We start from the raw sequence: 15,895 nt of genomic DNA on the forward strand, positions 1-15,895 counted from the left end.
AAGAGGGCAGGCGGGCGTCAGTGCCCCCGCCTGTCGCCTGCCCCGCCCCGCGCGCGGCTCACTGCGCAAGCGCCGCAGCGAAATCGCGATACGTGCCCAGCGGCCGCCCCAGAATGCTGGTCAGGCGCTCGACATCGCCCGCCTGCGGCACCATGCCGTCGCTGACATAGCGTTCGGCCATCAGGCGCATCTCATAAGCCATCCATTTGGGCAGGAAGTTGGTCAGGTTGCTCTCGAATGCGGTCGGGTCGTCGCCGCCGTAGGCCACGGGGCGGCGGAGCGTTTCTGTCCAGATCGAGGCCAGTTCGGGGCCCGTCAGCGTATCGGGGCCCACGAGGTTGATGGTCTCGACCGGCAGCTTGCCCGGTGCCGCGTCCCGGCGGATCAGCTCGATGGCCGCGACTTCTGCGATGTCGCGCGTGTCGACCATCGCAACCCCCTTGCTGCCGATCGGCATCGGGTAGACACCATGGTTGACGATGACGTCCTTGACCATGTGCTCGTTGTCCATGAAGTAGGCCGGACGCAGGATGGTGGCGCTGAAGCCCATCTGCTCGATCATGCGTTCCGCGCCGGACTTCACCGCAAAGTGCGGCACGTTCACGAAGCGCTCGGCATGCATGACGGACAGATAGACGACGCGCTCAACGCCCGATTCGCGGGCAACGTTCAGTGCAATGAGCGCCTGGGTGAATTCGTCCCCCGCGACCGCGTTGAGCAGGAACAGCGTCCGGACACCAACGAAGGCACGCCGGAGCGAGTCGAGATCCAGCATGTCGCCCTGCACGACGTTCACGCTGGCCGGGAAGTCGGCCTTTGACGGGTCGCGCACCAGCGCGCGCACGTCCGCACCGCGGTTGGCAAGTTGATGGACGACTTGGCGGCCGACGCGGCCGGTAGCACCAGTAACGAGGATGGTCATGATGTTCACTCCTTGAGTGGGTTGGGTTCCCAGCTAAGGTAGGTGATCCATCTGTGGTCCGGAAGATGCTATAAAGAGACGAGGTATCTCACTGGCGGAACACATGGATTTGCTCGCGCTTGCCGATTTCAACCTGGTTGCCCGACATGGAAGCTTTGGCGAGGCTGCCCGGGCGACGGGGCGGCCGAAGGCGACGCTCTCTCGCAGGGTGTCGGAGCTGGAGGGCAGTCTCGAACTTCGATTGTTCGAGCGCGGATCACGCGGGCTCAAGCTCACCCAGGAAGGGCATGCGCTGTACGAGCGCACGGGCACGCTGCTCACCGAGATTGCCGAGACCGCCGCTGCAATTGCTTCGGGAAGCGAGCGGCCACGCGGACGTCTGCGCATCAGCGCCCCGATGCTTTTTTCCCAGACTGCCATGGGCAAGCTGGTTGCCACGTTCGCACTGAAATATCCCGAGGTGCTGTTGGAGGTCACGACTGAAGACCGTGGCGTCGACATGATCGAGGAAGGGTACGACCTCGTGATCCGAGTCAACCCGGACCCCGACGAAAGCCTGATCGGACGCGTGTTTATGCGTGATCGCCTCGTGGTGGTGGCGAAACCGGGACTGGAGCGGCCAACAGGCAAGGCCCTTGCGCCGGCCGTCTTGCGCGGCGCTGGTACGGGAAACGCCGCATGGGATATCACGGGTCCCGAGGGCAAGTCCCGCATCGCGATCAGGCCAGTCGCGCACTTGTCGTCGCTGATCATGGTGCGCGACACTGTCCGTCTTGGCGTGGGTGCCGCCTGTTTGCCGGTGTCGCTCGTGGCCCACGATCTGGAGGCCGGCACGTTGGTGCATTGGGGCGATGTGGACGGCCCCGATATCGCGCTATGGGCGCTTTACCCTTCCAGGCGGTTGCTGAGCGCCCGCGTTTCCGCTTTTCTCGAGCACCTCAAAGATGCGTTCCCGACCGGCACGCCCCAAGAGCTGGCGGCCTATATGCATTCCTCACCATAGGAATATCCGGCGATAGAGCCTCGGAGTTTCCGCGCATTTCCGGCAATGGGCGATGCGCGATCTCTTCCGCCTCGGTGTGGTTCAGTCCGAGCATGCGCAGCAGTGCCGATGCCGCCGGCTCCGATTGCGCGTCGATTTGCACGCCTGCCGCCACGGCGGCGAGGACAGTGCCGCCAACCGAGATCAGGCTAACAGGCGCGACTGTGCCTCGCGTTTGCGACGCGGCCCACGCGGCTCTTTTTCTTCAAGGGCGGTGGCCGCCGGCGTTGCCGCTGCAGCGGCTGTGGCGTGTCGTACGAGTTTGCCAAGAACTGGACGCTGGTCGGCACCGTCGCCTATCTGCCGCGCAAGACCACATCGACCATCACGCTGCGCAGCCAGGAAGGCCAGGTACTGGCCGTCCACAAGACGGAAATCGACGTGAAGCCCGTTGTCTTCAGCCTGAACGTTGGATACCGGTTCTAGCGGATCGAGAAACCTCGGGGTGGCCAGGCACGCCGGCCCATCTCTGCGTGACTAGGTCAGGGAATGCAACTACTGGGAATGCATGGAGCGACCAGGCACAAAGCCATCGATGATGTCTTCGGCCATCTTCGCAGCCGCACGTTTTGCCGTCCCGATGTTGTCCCATTGGGTTGCCGGCAGTGGGAAGATTCGGGAGCGCTCCGTGCTCGGCGGCTCCCCTTCCTGGCAAATCAGCACAGAGGCACTGTAAGACCGATCCGGACGCCGTTCATGCCATTCACGAGGCGGATCGAATAGATAGATCAGGGGGTAAACATCGAACCCCTTGTAGCGGCAAGTCGGATAGGCGTCCACAGCAATCTCCGTAGAAAGGGGTGGCTCCACTGTACGCGCATTCCGCCCGCTCCATCGAACTATCCACGAACAACCAAATGTGGACGGGGCGGCTTCAGCGTGCTACGTGATCCAGCAGGTCTGAGCTCGCCCTCCCAGGGTTGCACGCGCATATCCAGGGTATGGTCCCCCTGTGCCGTTTTCGCGTGGAGGCTGTCTCGGATCACTTGCCCGATGGCCAGGCGACACAAGGTTTCAACGCTGGCCATGGCTGCGGACGCCAGATCCGGAGCGCTTGCCAACACCCTGAAGGACCGCCTTCCTTCACCCACGAAACTGGTGAACTGCACGCAGTTCGGCTGCCCATCGCGGATGAAGCCAACCGTAATGGAATACGCCATGCTCTTTGCCGCTCCGGGAAGGGTGCAGAGAAAGCTGGTCTTATTGGATGCATGAGTCATCTTGTTTCCTGGCTGGTCATGCAAGGAACACGCCTCGCCAACTCAGTATCAAAAAGAGCCACGGGCCACAGAAATACGTCGCGCGTATTACAGAGACGCCACCGATTCGCCGGGTATCAAGCCATTGATGACGTCCTCGCCGAACTTCAGCGCGCCCCGCCTTGCGGTCCCGACATTCTCCCAAGCGGTCGGTGTCATTTGAAAAACGCGCGAGTGTTCGGCTCCAGGTTGATGACCTGCGCGGCAGATCACCACGGATGCGTTGAACGTACGGTCGAGGCGCTTGCGCGGCCATGACTGAACCGCCTCAGTCCTGTACACCAATGGATACAGGTCGAAACCCTTGTACGTGGCTGACGGGCTTGCATTCATGAATGGCTCCAACCGATGGTGGGCGTGGTCGACACCCCGGCGGGGCATCGACAGTGATTGTGATCGGCAACCCGCTGATTGGCCTGGTCGGCTATGACGCCACCCCAAGATGATCGACGGTGATCACGAGCATTCGATCTCCACGGTCCGCTTGGGCATGCATGCCCAACTGCGCCCGCAGAAAGCGGTCAAGCATGCACTGCAGCTGACAAAGGTCTTGCTGATCTGCGTGCATCAACTGATTCATGACATCGTGCGTGAATGCGATCGTCAGCGTTCTCACACGCCAGATACGGCTGTCGAACTCAGGCACCTGCCAGTTTGCCGCCAGCACACTCGGCCCGGAGTGCCAGGTTCGCACGTCCTGCCCGGTAATTTCATCCAGCACCGGTTTGGTAAATGCGACAAGGTCGAGCATCACGGATCTCCATGACTTACATCGCGAGTCGCGAGCATCAACAGGCAAGTGTCCGTGTGCGGAACAGGCGAGGATGACAGCGTGCAGGGCTTGGTCCAGGGCAGGAGGCGCTCCCGAGCGCCGTGATCCTAAGTGCGGGTAACTTTGCTTTCGTACTCACGGAAGCAAGAACTGGAGCGCCGCGGTCGGTGCCCCACTGTACTCCCATAAGTACACGGTGGCGTGACGATCTTTCGAAGTGCCGCGTGGCATGCTGCGCGCGCTCAGTGGTGGGGCAAGCTGAGGCGATAGGTAATAGGTCAATCTCCGCGCTCCGGGGCATGTCGTTCAAGACGAGCAGCGATTGCGAGAAGCTGTTACTATGCGCAATCTTTGCCTGTCGTTCGAATGTTCGAATAGATCGGGCTGGGTGCACAGCAAGAAAACAGACAAAACGCTGACCACCCGTCGGGCGTACACCCGAATCACCTTGGGCCATGCGGCCCATCACCTATCTGACCGGCGGTTTATCCGCTCCGTACGCAGCGCGCATGTACTAGGCGTGCCGGCCTACGCAAGTACGGTCACCTCGTTTCCAATCGCTTGCGCCATGCATTTGTATGCATGCACCAAGGCGTTGGCCTTACCCATCGTGGCGTAGCTCATCAGCAGGAACTGGTTTGCCCAGGCGCTCCACGCCTGCATCAGCTCTCGCCCGAACCTAGCACTGTATTGAACAAAGTCGACTCCCCGTACACGGTATCCGTGTACCCAATTGAACAAGAACCCGGCGTCTGGTTTGCCACCTATCTCATCAATGAGTACAGAGATGGCACGGAACGCCTCCTCGCCAACGTCTCGATGCGCCACAACGTACATGGCACCGAAGCACTCGCGAGGAATGCGGCGCGGCTTGCCGGAAGAGCAGCCATCGCACGTCTGACGCACCGTCACAAGAACTGAACCACGCAAGCCGCCTTGGGCGGCTTTTTCGCTTGCGGCAACGGCAGGCGCAACCCCGAAGTCAAAGGGAAGGAAGTCACCATGTTTGCTAGCGAAGAATGGGAAGAACTGCATCTGACGCCCGAGGGCTGGAAAGATGGCAGCTATCGGCACGTACCGGGCGACCCCGTCATGATCGAACCGCCTGCCAATGATGTGTTGACGGTGCGTAGGCATGTGGCTGCAGTCTATGGTGGCCCGTCGCGCGTGACGGAAGACAGAACGCCGCGCACCGATGACATGGGCCAGATCGAGCAGTTGCTGCTGAAGTACGGCGCTCCTGTCTTTGGCGTCTAGTCCAAAGGCGATGCAGCGGAACGCGTCGCAGCCCAATGCCTGGGCGTTAGTCCTAGCGCCCGCGCCATATTCAGTCCACGTTATTTGAGAAAGGAGTTGGCATGACACTCTGCCGCGCTTGCCTTGCCATTGAAGTCCACCGACTTGGTGCGTCAGGCCATGCTTTCTTAAGGATCACCGACACCCAGCGCATCAAGGCATCCAAGACCGCTGCCGTCACGGTGAGCACGTTCGCATGCCGCACGTGCGGCGCCAGCTGGACCTATCGCGAGGGGAAAAACGTGCCTAATCCGGGATGGTCGCTTGATCACTAGGCGTCTTCATTGCCGGCGCCTTTGCGCCAGGCATCGCCTCGCTCTTCTCCTGCGCGCCAAGGCTCGCGATCAATGAGGCGCATTTGTGCCTCGGTCATGGAAGGCCAAGAGTCGATGTCGAACCCCTGACGGCGGCGCGCGAGCCTCAAACAGTCGTATTCCACCGTCCTCAACGACTTGCAAGCCTTCGTGGCCGTGGCACGGGAGCGCAGTTTCACCCGCGCTGCGGCGCAAATGGGGCTGTCTCGCTCAGCGCTGAGCCATGCGATGCATGCCCTGGAAGCGCGGCTGGGTGTGCGGCTACTGACGCGCACTACCCGCAGCGTTTCCACTACGGAGGCCGGTGCACGGCTACTGGAAGCGGTGGCACCCCGGCTTGATGAGATCGGACTGGAGCTCGGGCCCCTCACTGCACTGCGAGACAAGCCTGCGGGCACCCTGCGCATCACGGCCCACGACCACACCATCACCACCGTGCTCTGGCCTCGGCTGCTGCCCTTGCTGCGAGACTATCCCGACGTCCATGTCGATTTCAGCGTCGACTACGCATTCACAGATATCGCTGCGCGGCGCTTCGACGCCGGCGTGCGCGTAGGAGATCGCGTGGACAAGCACATGGTGGCCGTGCGTCTCGCGCCGGGGCAGGGCATGGCTGTGGCGACGTCACCTGGCTAAATGGCGGACAAACGACTTCCCGCCAGGCCGCACGAACTCACCGAGCGATGGGCTTCGCCTTCGTGCCCCTGGACACCATGCAGCCCCATATCGATGCGGGCCGATTGGTACCGGTGCAGCAGGACTGGTGGCTGTCGTTTCCGGGCAACGACCTGTACTACGCCGCAGACACGTCTCGCCGGCGCTGGCTCTGGTGATCGAAGCCCTGCGATGGCGGGAAAGCGAAACTGACGCTACAGGCTAGCTGATCATGCTCGCCTGTTCGCCAGAATCTTCTGTCTGGCTTCGTCCAGCTCGTCGGCAACGCGATGCGTGATCACGTACGTGAGGCAATTCGGCTAACCGGATGCTGTTCATTGCAACGGGTCAAGGGATCTACGCCGCTCATGCATTGGAGGGTGCCGCCGCGCGCACGATGCAAGCAAGGCAAGGCTGATTGCTCGCCGAGGCCACCGGGCATCTGCCCCGCTTTGGCGTGATCTCCTAACTGCACGCCAGCGCTACAACGACGCCCCACCACACATCACGATCTGCTGACCGGTGATGGCGCCGCCGTATTCGCCTGCCAGGAATGCCGCCATGGCGGCCACTTCTTCGGGCGCGATGAACCGGCCGATAGGCGGCATGCGCGGCGGGGTGTGCGCGCGTGCAGGGTCGTGCAGGAACGGTGTATCCGTCGCGCCGGGCGCAATCACGTTGACGGTGATGCCGCGCGGCGCCAGTTCGGCGGCCCACGAACGCGCCATACCCACGAGGGCCGCCTTGGTGGCGGCGTACTGGCTGCGCGTTGGGGCGCCGTTGGCCGTGCGGCTACCGATCAAGAGAATGCGGCCGCCGGCCGGCATGCGCTGCACGAGTCTGTCTGCGAGGAAGGCGGCGGCATCGACGTGCACGCGCCACATCGCCTCACCATCGGCGGCGCAAAGCTCGCCCAATGGGGCTGTGCGCATGAAGCCGGCAGCATGCACAAGTGCGTCAACTGCGCCCAGGCTGTCGCATACCTTGCCCAACCGCGCGAAGTCCGTCACATCCACCTGTGCGATCTCCAACCCTTCGACCGGCTCGGCGGGCGCGGTCCGGCACAGGCCTGTCACGCGCCAGCCGTCGGCCAGCAGGCGCTCTGCAATGGCGCGGCCGATGCCCGAGGAGGCGCCAGTCACGATGGCATGACGGGCGGCAGCGGCTTGCGGTGCGGGGCGGGTTGGCATGCTTAGTCCAGCGGGGCGATTTCCACGTCGACCTCGTCGCGTTCGTGGAATGGGTCCAGTTGATCGGGCGATGCACCGTTGTCGGTGATGAGCGTCCAGGGTCGTTCGATAGGCGTCCAGTGCTGCTGGGTGGCGCGCCCGAGCTTGTCCGCCGTGGCCAGCACGATCACCTGCGCGGCCTGACGGATGACGCATTCCTTCAGATACGCCTGATCGGCCGACGCTTCACACAGGCCGTTGGTGGCGACCACGCCGTCGGCGCTCAGAAATGCCTTGTCGACACTCACGCGGCCGAGCGACAACTGCGCGAGCGGCCCAAGCGTGCTCATGCTCGACGGGCGCACATCACCGCCGATGAGCGTGACCGGGATGCCGCCAGCCGCCAGCGATGTCACGACCATCAAGTTGTTCGTGACAACGTGGATCTGCTTGCCGGACAGGTGACGCGCCAGTGCCGCGGTGGTCGTGCCGCCGTCGAGGAAGATGGTGTCGCCGTCGGCGATGTGTGCTTGCGCGAGGCGGGCAATCGCTTCCTTCTGCTCACGTGCGCTGCTGCGGCGCTCTTCCAGCGGGGCTTCGGGTTCGTGCGAACCGACCGCCGCCGCGCCGCCATACGTGCGCAGGATGCGGCGATCGGAAGCGAGCGCGCGCAGGTCGCGGCGCACGGTGGCTTCCGACATGCCGAAGTGCTCGCACAGTGTGGCGACGTCGTTCATTCCGCCCAGCACGGCTTTCAGCATGGCCTCGCGGCGCTTCGTGACTTTCATGTCTGCAAATATCCAACCGACCTCAGATGGGGAGCCACTGTAGCAAATCGGCCCCAAACGGGGTCAGCCGCGCACCCACGATTCGTCAACCGTCACGTATTTGATACGCTGGCGGAAATAGGTAAAGGCGATGTGCAGCGCGCCGTCGTTCCCTTGCACGATGGAGGGATACGAATACTCGCGGTTGCGCTGGTCGGCTGAATTGTTGGTCATGCAATAACCGTCGCCAATTTCAATGTTGCGGCGGCGCCAGGTTTGGCCACCATCTTCCGAGATGGCCAGCGACAGCGGCGCACGCGGGGCGCCCCAGAAAGCGGTGCCCCGCGTGGATGCCTGCTGGTCGCGCAGCTCGCCATGGTCTTCGGCGTCTTCAATGTCGTCGTACAGCGAGGTGCGTCGACCGGTGCTGTGCGAGGCATCGCTCTCGTTGTAGACCAGCGCGAGATGACCGTTTCGCAGTGCCACAAACTGGATCGACGAATTGTTGTTGGGCAGCGTTGTCGGCTGCGGTGCGCTCCAGGTACGGCCGTCTTGCGAGCGGCTGGCGTAGATGTGATCTGCCCAGCGGCTGCGGTACAGCGCCAGCAGGCTGCCGTCGGCCAGTGTCTGCACGTTCATGTGCACGCAGCCGATGCTGTCGGGCACGTCGTGGCGGCTCCAGGTGCGGCCCTGGTCTTCGGAGATCATGACGGCGCTGATGTCGTCATTGCCGACCCAGCGTTCCCCTGGTTGCGTGCGGCACAGGAAGACCGGGCAGGCCCACGCGCCGTCGGGCAGCACGACGATTGGCTGGCGCACGAAGGTGCCGGCCTGGTCGAACAGCGTATCGATGGGCCCCCAGCTTCGGCCGCCGTCTGTCGAGATACGCCGGCGCACGATGGCTGTGTTCTGGTGTCCCGAAAGCTGCGCGGTGTAGATCAGCCAGAGTTCGCCGGTGGGTGTGGTGAACAGTACCGGGTTCTGCTCCGATCGTGTCGTGTCTTCCGATAGCTTGGTCGCAGGCTGCCATTCGGAGGTGCCTGCCGCCAACCGAGACAGGTAGATCGATACATCGGGAATGCCTTCCTGCGTGCCGCCAAACCACACGCACAGCAAGTCGCCGTTGGGCAGCGCGTGCAGGTTGGCCGCGTGGTTTTGAACGCAAGGTGTGGGCAGGAACGCTTCGCGGCGCTCGGCGTCGGTATAGGCAGCTCGCACGTTCGAATCGAAGGCGGCGTAGGACGGAAGGGTGGCAGTCATGTTATGTCTCAGTTCAATGCTCGGTGTCTGGGGATCAATGCGCCGCGTTGTTTGGCTTGATGTTGGCGACGGGTGCGCTGGCCTGTGCAGGCTCAGCCGCGCGAAAGAGCAGCTTCTCGACCACCAGAACGAGGGCGGGCGTGACGAGCGCGATGTACATGTTGTCGACGCCGAACGGGTTGCCGAGCAGATACCAGATGGTGGTTGCAATCGCGGCCAGGATCAGGCCCGAAACGGCTCCACGACTGCTGTTGAAGAACGGCAGATAGATGCCGATGAGCGCAACGATGGACACCGACAGCCGCAGCGCCCGCGTGAAGAACGATAGCGCCAGGATTTGCGGCACGAACAGCACGAACACCAGCGGCAGCACGCCCACCGCCAGCGAGATCCAGCGTGTCATGCGCATTTCCTGCTCGGCCGACGGGCGATAGCGCGGCACATAGAAGTCGGTCACGATGAGCGAAGCAATGGCGAGTGCCACCGTACACACGCTCACGAAGATCGACGCCACCAGCGAAGTCGTTACCACGCCGGCCAGCAGCGGATGCATGTGTTGCAGAAAGACCGGCAGCGCATACAGGCTCTTGATGCCCGGGTACAGATACTTGGCGGCCACGCCGATGAAGCCCAGCGCAATCGAGATCGGCACGCACAGCACCGCCGCCATGAGCGAAGCCGAGCGGGCGGCTTCAGGGCTCTTGGTGGAAGAAATGGCTTGAATGATGAACTGGGTGGAGAAGATCGCCCCGGCCGAACCGATGATCCACGCGCCGATGGTGCCGCCGGACAGCGCACCCTTCCACGTGAAGTAGTGCTCCGGCATGGCCTGCGCCATCGGGGCAATGCCGCCAGAGAGCTTCCACGCCACCGCGACGATGATGCCGATGCCGACCACCTTGACCGCGCTGTGCACGATGGTCAGATACGCCACGCTCTTGAGACCGCCCCACACGAAGTAGATCGTGCTGACGGCAGCCGTGATGAGCGCCGCGATCGGAAGGTCGATGTGCATGACCGTGGAGATGGCTGCCGCGCCGCTGACATAGTTGCCCACGTTCACCAGAAACAGCGCGTAGATCATGACGGCCGACACGACCAGCTTGGCCGTGTTGCCGTACTTCTTGGCGATGAAGCCGGAGATGGTGAACTGCCCCGACGCATACAGACGCTTGGCCATGAACAGGCCAAACAGCAGAAAGCCGATGGCGGCAGAGATGACCGACCACGACGCTGCAATACCCACGCTGAAGGCTTCTTGCGAGGTGCCGATGGTCGACTTGGCGCCGATGTATTCCGACATCAGCAGCACGGCCACCACCACGGCCGGCATCGAGCGACCGGCCACCATGAATTGCTCGGAAGTGCGGCTGCGCAGCCGGATGCTGGCCACGCTGGTCACCACGATATAGACCACGACCATGGCGATGATCATGGTGGTGTCCCAGGTCGAAAACGAGGTCATCTTTTGTCTCCTGATTCTTGAGCGAATGGCTCCGGCCAGCCCGGCGTGTCTCCGTCGGGTCGGGCCTTGCGCGGGGGCGCTACATCAATTCGTGCTGCGTGGATGGGATGTCAGGCCGCACGTACGGCTTGCGGGTCATCGTGTCGGGTGGCGAGTTCACAGGCCTGGCGAAACGCTTCGAGCATGCTGCGTTCATCGGCGATGCCCTTGCCGGCAATGTCGAACGCGGTTCCATGGTCGACCGAAGTACGGATTACCGGCAGGCCCACGGTGACGTTCACACCGGCTTCCAGGCCCATCACCTTGACCGGTCCGTGGCCCTGGTCGTGATACATCGCCACCACCACATCGAAGTCGCCACGGCCGGCGCGGAAGAACAGCGTGTCGGCGGGCAGCGGGCCCTCTACGCGCCAGCCGCGTGCCTGCAGCACCTGCACGGCGGGGATGATCTTTTGCTCTTCTTCGCCATGGCCGAACAGCCCGTTTTCTCCCGCATGCGGGTTGATGCCGCAGACACCGATGCGCGGGTTCTCGATGCCGGCGCGTACCAGCGTGGCGTGCGCGCGTTCGATGGTGCGCTGGACCAGGCCCGGCTCGATGCGGCGGATGGCGTCTAGCAGCCCGATATGGGTCGTCACGTGGATCACGCGCAGGTTGGGCGCCACGAGCATCATCGAAACCTCATCGATGCCGGTCAGGTGCGCCAGCATTTCGGTGTGGCCCGGGAAGATGTGGCCGCCGGCGTGCAGCGCTTCCTTGTTCAGCGGCGCGGTACAGATGGCATCCAGTTCGCCAGCGGACGTCAGCTCGACGGTGCGGGCGATGTACTGATACGCGGCATCGCCCGCGATGGGAGAGAGCTTGCCGTAGGGCAGGTCGGCAGGAATGAGGCCGAGGTCGATGCAGTCCACTACGCCGTAGCGGAAGGCGGCGTCGGCAGGGCGCTCGATCGAGCGAACTTCCAGTGCCGCGCCGGTACGTTGGGCGGCATCGCGCAGTCGTGCCGTGTCGCCAATCACCAGAGGTCGGCATTGCTCGTACACCGCGCGGTGTGTGAGCGCCTTCATGATGATCTCGGGGCCGACACCGGCGGCATCGCCCATGGTGATGCCGATGACAGGACGATAGGTCATTGCGTGAGTTCCTTTGGGTGGGGTGCTGGCTGCGGTTTCGATCAACCGTCGCCAAGCGGCATGCAGGGAGCCGGGTGTGCCGAAGCCCCCCGCCTTGGTGACGACCGGCAGCACGCCGCCGACGCCAGTAAGTTGGGCATGCAGCAGCGGCATGCCGGATTCGATTTCGTCGCACAGGCGCAGCGCGTCGATGCCGGCGGTCGACAGCACGGCGCGCGCGGTCTCGCCGCCGGTGGCGATCAGCCCGCCGGCATGCGGCAAAGCCGGCGCCAGCAACGTGGCGAGGCGGCGGCAGAAGTGCAGGCCGTCGGCGCTGTTGCCGCGCGTGGTTTGGCTGAGCGTGACCAGCACGTCGCGGCCTTCGCACAGCGCATCGATGACGGTCTGGGTGATGTCCGCCTGCGGTGTGTCGAGCTCTTCCACGGGCAGCTCCAGCGACAGCAGGCGCGCACCGGCAGCGGCCTTCAATTCCGACGCCTGCGCATGGGACACGCTGGACATGCTGCCCACCACCGTCAGCACCGGCCCGGCGATTGCGGTTGCCGCATCGCCTTCGACAGCGGCGTTGGCGCTGCCGAGCCCCGCCGCGCGAATCAGCGCGGGCGCCAGACCGGCGGAGCCGACCCAGAACACATGCGCCAGCCGCACGGAGGTCTCGGCGATGTGCGCGAGGTCGTCATCGGTCTGGGCGTCGCACACCACGGCTTGCACACCGTCCGCCTGTAGTGCCGCCAGGCGACCGGCCAGCGCGGCGGCACCGGCGCGGATGTCGTCAAGCGTCAGCACGGCGGTCTGAAGGCCTTGGCGCTCCAACATGACGCGCAGATCGGCGCGGCCGCCGATGCTTTCGTTGCGCCACACCTCGGTGTCTTCCACGGCCACGCCGTGCAGCCACTGGCGGCCGTCGCGGGTGGTGCGTCCGGCTGCCGGAAACGCCGGCGCCACGATGGCCAGACCCGCCAGCGGTGCAAGCGCGGCCACCTCAGCAGCGACGTTGCCGCGCAGGGTCGAATCGATCTTCTTGTAGAGCCGCGTGGCCGGCCGGGCCAGTGCATGCCATGCCGCCACCTGCGTGGCCGCCGCATCGACGGCATTGGCGCGCCGCGTGTCGGTGTCCAGTGCGAGGACGTCGGCGCTGGTCGGATACCCGATGGGGTGTCCAACATCGGCGCGCAGCATGACCGCGCTGCGCAATCCGGCCCGCACGCCGGCCACCGCGCAATCGGCGGCGCCCGACAGGTCGTCGGCCAGGATCAGCAGCTTCGGAGCGGTGTGGGCGGACGTGTTCACGGCAGCAGGCGCTGGTAGATAGCCTTGATGTCTGCGTGGCTCAGCGGCTTGGGGTTGTTGCCCAGCAGACGCTTGACCTTCGACGCGGCCTCGGCCAGCACGTCCAGGTGCGTTTCCGACACGCCGAACTGGCGCAAGTCCTGCGGAATCTGCACAACGTCGGTCCACTCGGTCAGCCGTTCGATGAGCGCATCGGCGGCGGTCTCGTCGTCACTGTCATGGCTGCTGATGTCCAGTGCACGTGCCACGTTGGCCAGCCGCCCGACGATGGCATCCTTGTTGAACGACATTACGTGCGGCAACAGCATCGCGTTGGCCACACCGTGCGTAATGCCGAACATGCCACCGAGCGGATACGCCAGCGCATGCACGGCGGCCGTGCCGGCGGCGGTCAGCGCCAGGCCGCCGTACATCGAACCCAGCATCATCGCCTCGCGCGCCTTGACCGAGCGGCCGTTCTGATATGCCTCGACAAGGTTCGCGCCGATGAGCCGCATCGACTCCATCGCAAACATGTCGCTCACCGGGTTGGCCTTGGTCGAGATATACGACTCCAGCGAATGCACGAATGCGTCGATGCCCGTGGCTGCCGTGATCGGTTTGGGCAGGTCGAAGGTCAGTTCCGCATCGAGAATCACCAGTTGTGGCAGCAGATGTCGGCTGACGATGCCCACCTTCAGTTCTTCATCGGGCAGCGTGACGATGGCGTTGGGCGTGACTTCAGAACCCGTGCCCGCCGTGGTTGGGACCAACACCAGCGGAATGCCGGGGCGCTTGATCAGATCAATGCCGAGCCATTCGCGCAGCGGCTGTTCGTTGGTCAGGCGCACTGCAAACAGCTTGGCCGCATCCAGCACGCTGCCGCCACCGATTGACAGGATGGCATCCGGCGCAAACGGCGCGATCTGCTCGCGGAAGACGGTCTCGACGTTCTCAATCGTCGGTTCCGGTTCGACGCCGCGTACGATGCGCGCCTCGATGTCGCGCGCGGCCAGCGCTTGCACCACGCGGCCGATCACGCCGTTCTGCTCCATCACCGGTTGGGTGATGAGTGCGATGCGTTTGACGGGCACATCAAGCAGCGCGAGCTTTTCGGGCAGCAATGCCAGACTGCCTGCGCCGTGGACGATGTGCTTGACGGTCTGGAAATGGTAGGTGGAGGACATGGCGATCGATGATGTTGGGGCGGGCGGCAGTGCTTAGGCGACGTTCAGCGCGGCACGGTAGATGGCGAGCGCTTCAGCCAGGCGTTCGCGGCTTTTCTCATCGAGCGGCTTGGCCGGCGAGCGTGCCGGCCCTGCGGGCATGCCGAGCATCTCGGCGGCGGTCTTCAGCACTACGGGCATGGTGCCGAGCGCAAACGCGTCACGCAGTGCACGCAGCGATTCCTGTGCAGCACGCGCGGCCGGAATGTTGCCCGCCTGGAATTGATTCCAGATCGACATGACCACGTGCGGCACCGCATTGGTGGTGGCTGCCACCGCGCCGTCGCCACCGGCAATCAGTGTCCAGAGGATCATCGAATCGGTGCCGGTGAACACGGCAAAGTCGTCACGGCGCAGGTTGATGAGCTGCAGCAGGCGGTCGAAATCGCCACCACTGTCCTTGATGGCGCGGATGTTCGGGATGTCCGCCAGCCGGCGCACGGTGTCGACGGTCAGCGTCACGCCGGCCTTGGCCGGAATCGTGTACAGCAGGATCGGCAGCGACGTCGCGCGCGCGATCTGCTCGTAATGCGCAAACAGCTCCGGCTGCGTGGCGCCGTTGAAGTAGGGCGTGATGACGGATACGGCGTCCACACCCACGTCTTGCATCTTGTGGTTGAGCGCGATCACATCACGCGTGGCATAGGCGCCGGTGCCCGCCACCACGGGCACGCGGCCGCGCGCCTGCTCGACGGTAATACGGGCGATGCGCAGCTTCTCTTCTTCGCTCAGCGCAATGAATTCGCCGTTGGTGCCGAGCACGAAGAGCCCGTGGACGCCCGCGTCGATCAGCCGATCGATCAGCACGCGCAGGCCGTTTTCGTCCACGTCTTCCGTCGGGGTCATCGGGGTGATCAGGGCAGGGACGATCCCTTTGAACGACGCGGTCATGTGGCAATCCTTTCGTGGTGGGCTGCGGCCCGTGGGTCAGCTTGAACCGGAGGGATGCACGGCTGAATGCCTCAAACATCGATCGGTCCAGTCATTGTAATCAATAAAATGATTGAATCGATCAATGTTTACCCTGATCTCACTCCGCTGCACGAAAGCTGAGCAGGCGCCGTATCGCGCACTAACGCTACTCTTCTTGGGTATGGGTGAGGCGGCGTGCTCTTATGACACGACTGATTTTTGATCGAATCAGTCACGCGTAGGTCGCCCCGGTCATCCCATTCGGCAGTTGAGTTACGCGGGTGCGTATGGACGTGGGGTCGACTACCGCCAGTCCTGGAATGGAAGCAGCCTATGAACGGGTTTGCTATCCCTTTGGAAATATGGCTGCGTGCATGCCGAAGTAGTACCGAGGCGCGCTCGTGACACTTGCCTCGACCACGACTTCCTTGTCGG

The 15,895-nt window shown here is 63.7% G+C and carries 19 protein-coding genes; 6 read left to right on the forward strand and 13 right to left on the reverse strand.

Annotation, left to right across the window (positions count from 1 at the left end):
* Positions 1-58: 58 nt before the first annotated feature.
* A complete protein-coding gene (locus BEK68_RS01035; protein ID WP_012434983.1) occupies positions 59-922 on the reverse strand; it encodes an SDR family oxidoreductase in 864 nt (287 codons plus the stop codon).
* Between the two features lie 103 nt (positions 923-1,025).
* Between BEK68_RS01035 and BEK68_RS01040 the strand changes: the two genes are divergently transcribed.
* Entirely contained in the window at positions 1,026-1,925 is a 900-nt protein-coding gene (locus tag BEK68_RS01040; RefSeq protein WP_012434984.1) for a LysR family transcriptional regulator, read from the forward strand.
* On the opposite strand, the gene BEK68_RS26515 is transcribed toward BEK68_RS01040, so the two are convergent.
* Positions 1,861-2,112: a hypothetical protein gene (locus BEK68_RS26515; RefSeq protein ID WP_407510600.1), complete on the reverse strand. Its 252-nt coding sequence runs from the start codon at positions 2,110-2,112 to the stop codon at positions 1,861-1,863. The genes BEK68_RS01040 and BEK68_RS26515 overlap by 65 nt on opposite strands.
* 101 nt (positions 2,113-2,213) lie before the next feature.
* Between BEK68_RS26515 and BEK68_RS24580 the strand changes: the two genes are divergently transcribed.
* Positions 2,214-2,390, forward strand: a complete 177-nt coding sequence (locus BEK68_RS24580) for a hypothetical protein (RefSeq protein ID WP_280818289.1) — start codon at positions 2,214-2,216, stop codon at positions 2,388-2,390.
* A gap of 69 nt (positions 2,391-2,459) precedes the next feature.
* Here BEK68_RS24580 and BEK68_RS01045 read toward each other — a convergent pair whose 3' ends face one another.
* The 4 genes from BEK68_RS01045 to BEK68_RS01060 form a co-directional block, all read right to left on the reverse strand.
* Entirely contained in the window at positions 2,460-2,744 is a 285-nt protein-coding gene (locus BEK68_RS01045) for a hypothetical protein (RefSeq protein WP_004629782.1), read from the reverse strand.
* Between the two features lie 59 nt (positions 2,745-2,803).
* A complete protein-coding gene (locus tag BEK68_RS26020; protein WP_012434985.1) occupies positions 2,804-3,184 on the reverse strand; it encodes a hypothetical protein in 381 nt (126 codons plus the stop codon).
* Between the two features lie 87 nt (positions 3,185-3,271).
* Positions 3,272-3,556 carry a hypothetical protein gene (locus BEK68_RS01055; protein WP_004629776.1) on the reverse strand — a complete coding sequence of 95 codons (285 nt, stop codon included), beginning with the start codon at positions 3,554-3,556 and terminating at the stop codon, positions 3,272-3,274.
* A 91-nt stretch (positions 3,557-3,647) separates the two neighbouring features.
* Positions 3,648-3,974, reverse strand: coding sequence for a hypothetical protein (locus BEK68_RS01060; protein ID WP_004629775.1), 327 nt, complete (start codon positions 3,972-3,974; stop codon positions 3,648-3,650).
* Positions 3,975-4,685: 711 nt separating this feature from the next.
* Here BEK68_RS01060 and BEK68_RS26025 point away from each other — a divergent pair.
* The 4 genes from BEK68_RS26025 to BEK68_RS26520 all read left to right on the forward strand — a co-directional run bounded on the left by BEK68_RS26025 (position 4,686) and on the right by BEK68_RS26520 (position 6,241).
* Positions 4,686-4,916 carry a hypothetical protein gene (locus BEK68_RS26025; protein WP_012434987.1) on the forward strand — a complete coding sequence of 77 codons (231 nt, stop codon included), beginning with the start codon at positions 4,686-4,688 and terminating at the stop codon, positions 4,914-4,916.
* A gap of 81 nt (positions 4,917-4,997) precedes the next feature.
* Positions 4,998-5,252, forward strand: a complete 255-nt coding sequence (locus BEK68_RS01070; RefSeq protein WP_004629771.1) for a hypothetical protein — start codon at positions 4,998-5,000, stop codon at positions 5,250-5,252.
* Between the two features lie 101 nt (positions 5,253-5,353).
* The gene (locus BEK68_RS26030; RefSeq protein ID WP_004629768.1) at positions 5,354-5,566 is read left to right on the forward strand and encodes a hypothetical protein; all 213 of its coding nucleotides are present in this window, start codon (positions 5,354-5,356) and stop codon (positions 5,564-5,566) included.
* Positions 5,567-5,761: 195 nt separating this feature from the next.
* On the forward strand, positions 5,762-6,241 hold the full coding sequence (locus tag BEK68_RS26520; protein ID WP_407513095.1) for a LysR family transcriptional regulator: 480 nt from the start codon (positions 5,762-5,764) through the stop codon (positions 6,239-6,241).
* 500 nt (positions 6,242-6,741) lie between these two features.
* Here BEK68_RS26520 and BEK68_RS01080 read toward each other — a convergent pair whose 3' ends face one another.
* The 7 genes from BEK68_RS01080 to dapA all read right to left on the reverse strand — a co-directional run bounded on the left by BEK68_RS01080 (position 6,742) and on the right by dapA (position 15,439).
* Positions 6,742-7,449 (reverse strand): SDR family NAD(P)-dependent oxidoreductase, encoded by a 708-nt coding sequence (locus BEK68_RS01080; protein ID WP_012434988.1) that lies wholly within the window; start codon positions 7,447-7,449, stop codon positions 6,742-6,744.
* Between the two features lie 2 nt (positions 7,450-7,451).
* Positions 7,452-8,216 carry a DeoR/GlpR family DNA-binding transcription regulator gene (locus tag BEK68_RS01085; protein WP_012434989.1) on the reverse strand — a complete coding sequence of 255 codons (765 nt, stop codon included), beginning with the start codon at positions 8,214-8,216 and terminating at the stop codon, positions 7,452-7,454.
* A gap of 63 nt (positions 8,217-8,279) precedes the next feature.
* A complete protein-coding gene (locus BEK68_RS01090; RefSeq protein ID WP_012434990.1) occupies positions 8,280-9,455 on the reverse strand; it encodes a sialidase family protein in 1,176 nt (391 codons plus the stop codon).
* 34 nt (positions 9,456-9,489) lie between these two features.
* Positions 9,490-10,920 (reverse strand): sodium:solute symporter family protein, encoded by a 1,431-nt coding sequence (locus BEK68_RS01095; protein WP_012434991.1) that lies wholly within the window; start codon positions 10,918-10,920, stop codon positions 9,490-9,492.
* A gap of 110 nt (positions 10,921-11,030) precedes the next feature.
* Positions 11,031-13,343, reverse strand: a complete 2,313-nt coding sequence (pdxA, locus tag BEK68_RS24595; protein WP_012434992.1) for a 4-hydroxythreonine-4-phosphate dehydrogenase PdxA — start codon at positions 13,341-13,343, stop codon at positions 11,031-11,033.
* On the reverse strand, positions 13,340-14,509 hold the full coding sequence (locus BEK68_RS01105; RefSeq protein WP_012434993.1) for an iron-containing alcohol dehydrogenase: 1,170 nt from the start codon (positions 14,507-14,509) through the stop codon (positions 13,340-13,342). The genes pdxA and BEK68_RS01105 overlap by 4 nt, the downstream gene beginning before the upstream one ends.
* 33 nt (positions 14,510-14,542) lie before the next feature.
* A complete protein-coding gene (dapA, locus tag BEK68_RS01110) occupies positions 14,543-15,439 on the reverse strand; it encodes a 4-hydroxy-tetrahydrodipicolinate synthase (RefSeq protein ID WP_004629750.1) in 897 nt (298 codons plus the stop codon).
* Between the last annotated feature and the right edge of the window lie 456 nt (positions 15,440-15,895).

Source organism: Ralstonia pickettii, assembly GCF_001699815.1.
Taxonomy (GTDB): domain Bacteria; phylum Pseudomonadota; class Gammaproteobacteria; order Burkholderiales; family Burkholderiaceae; genus Ralstonia; species Ralstonia thomasii.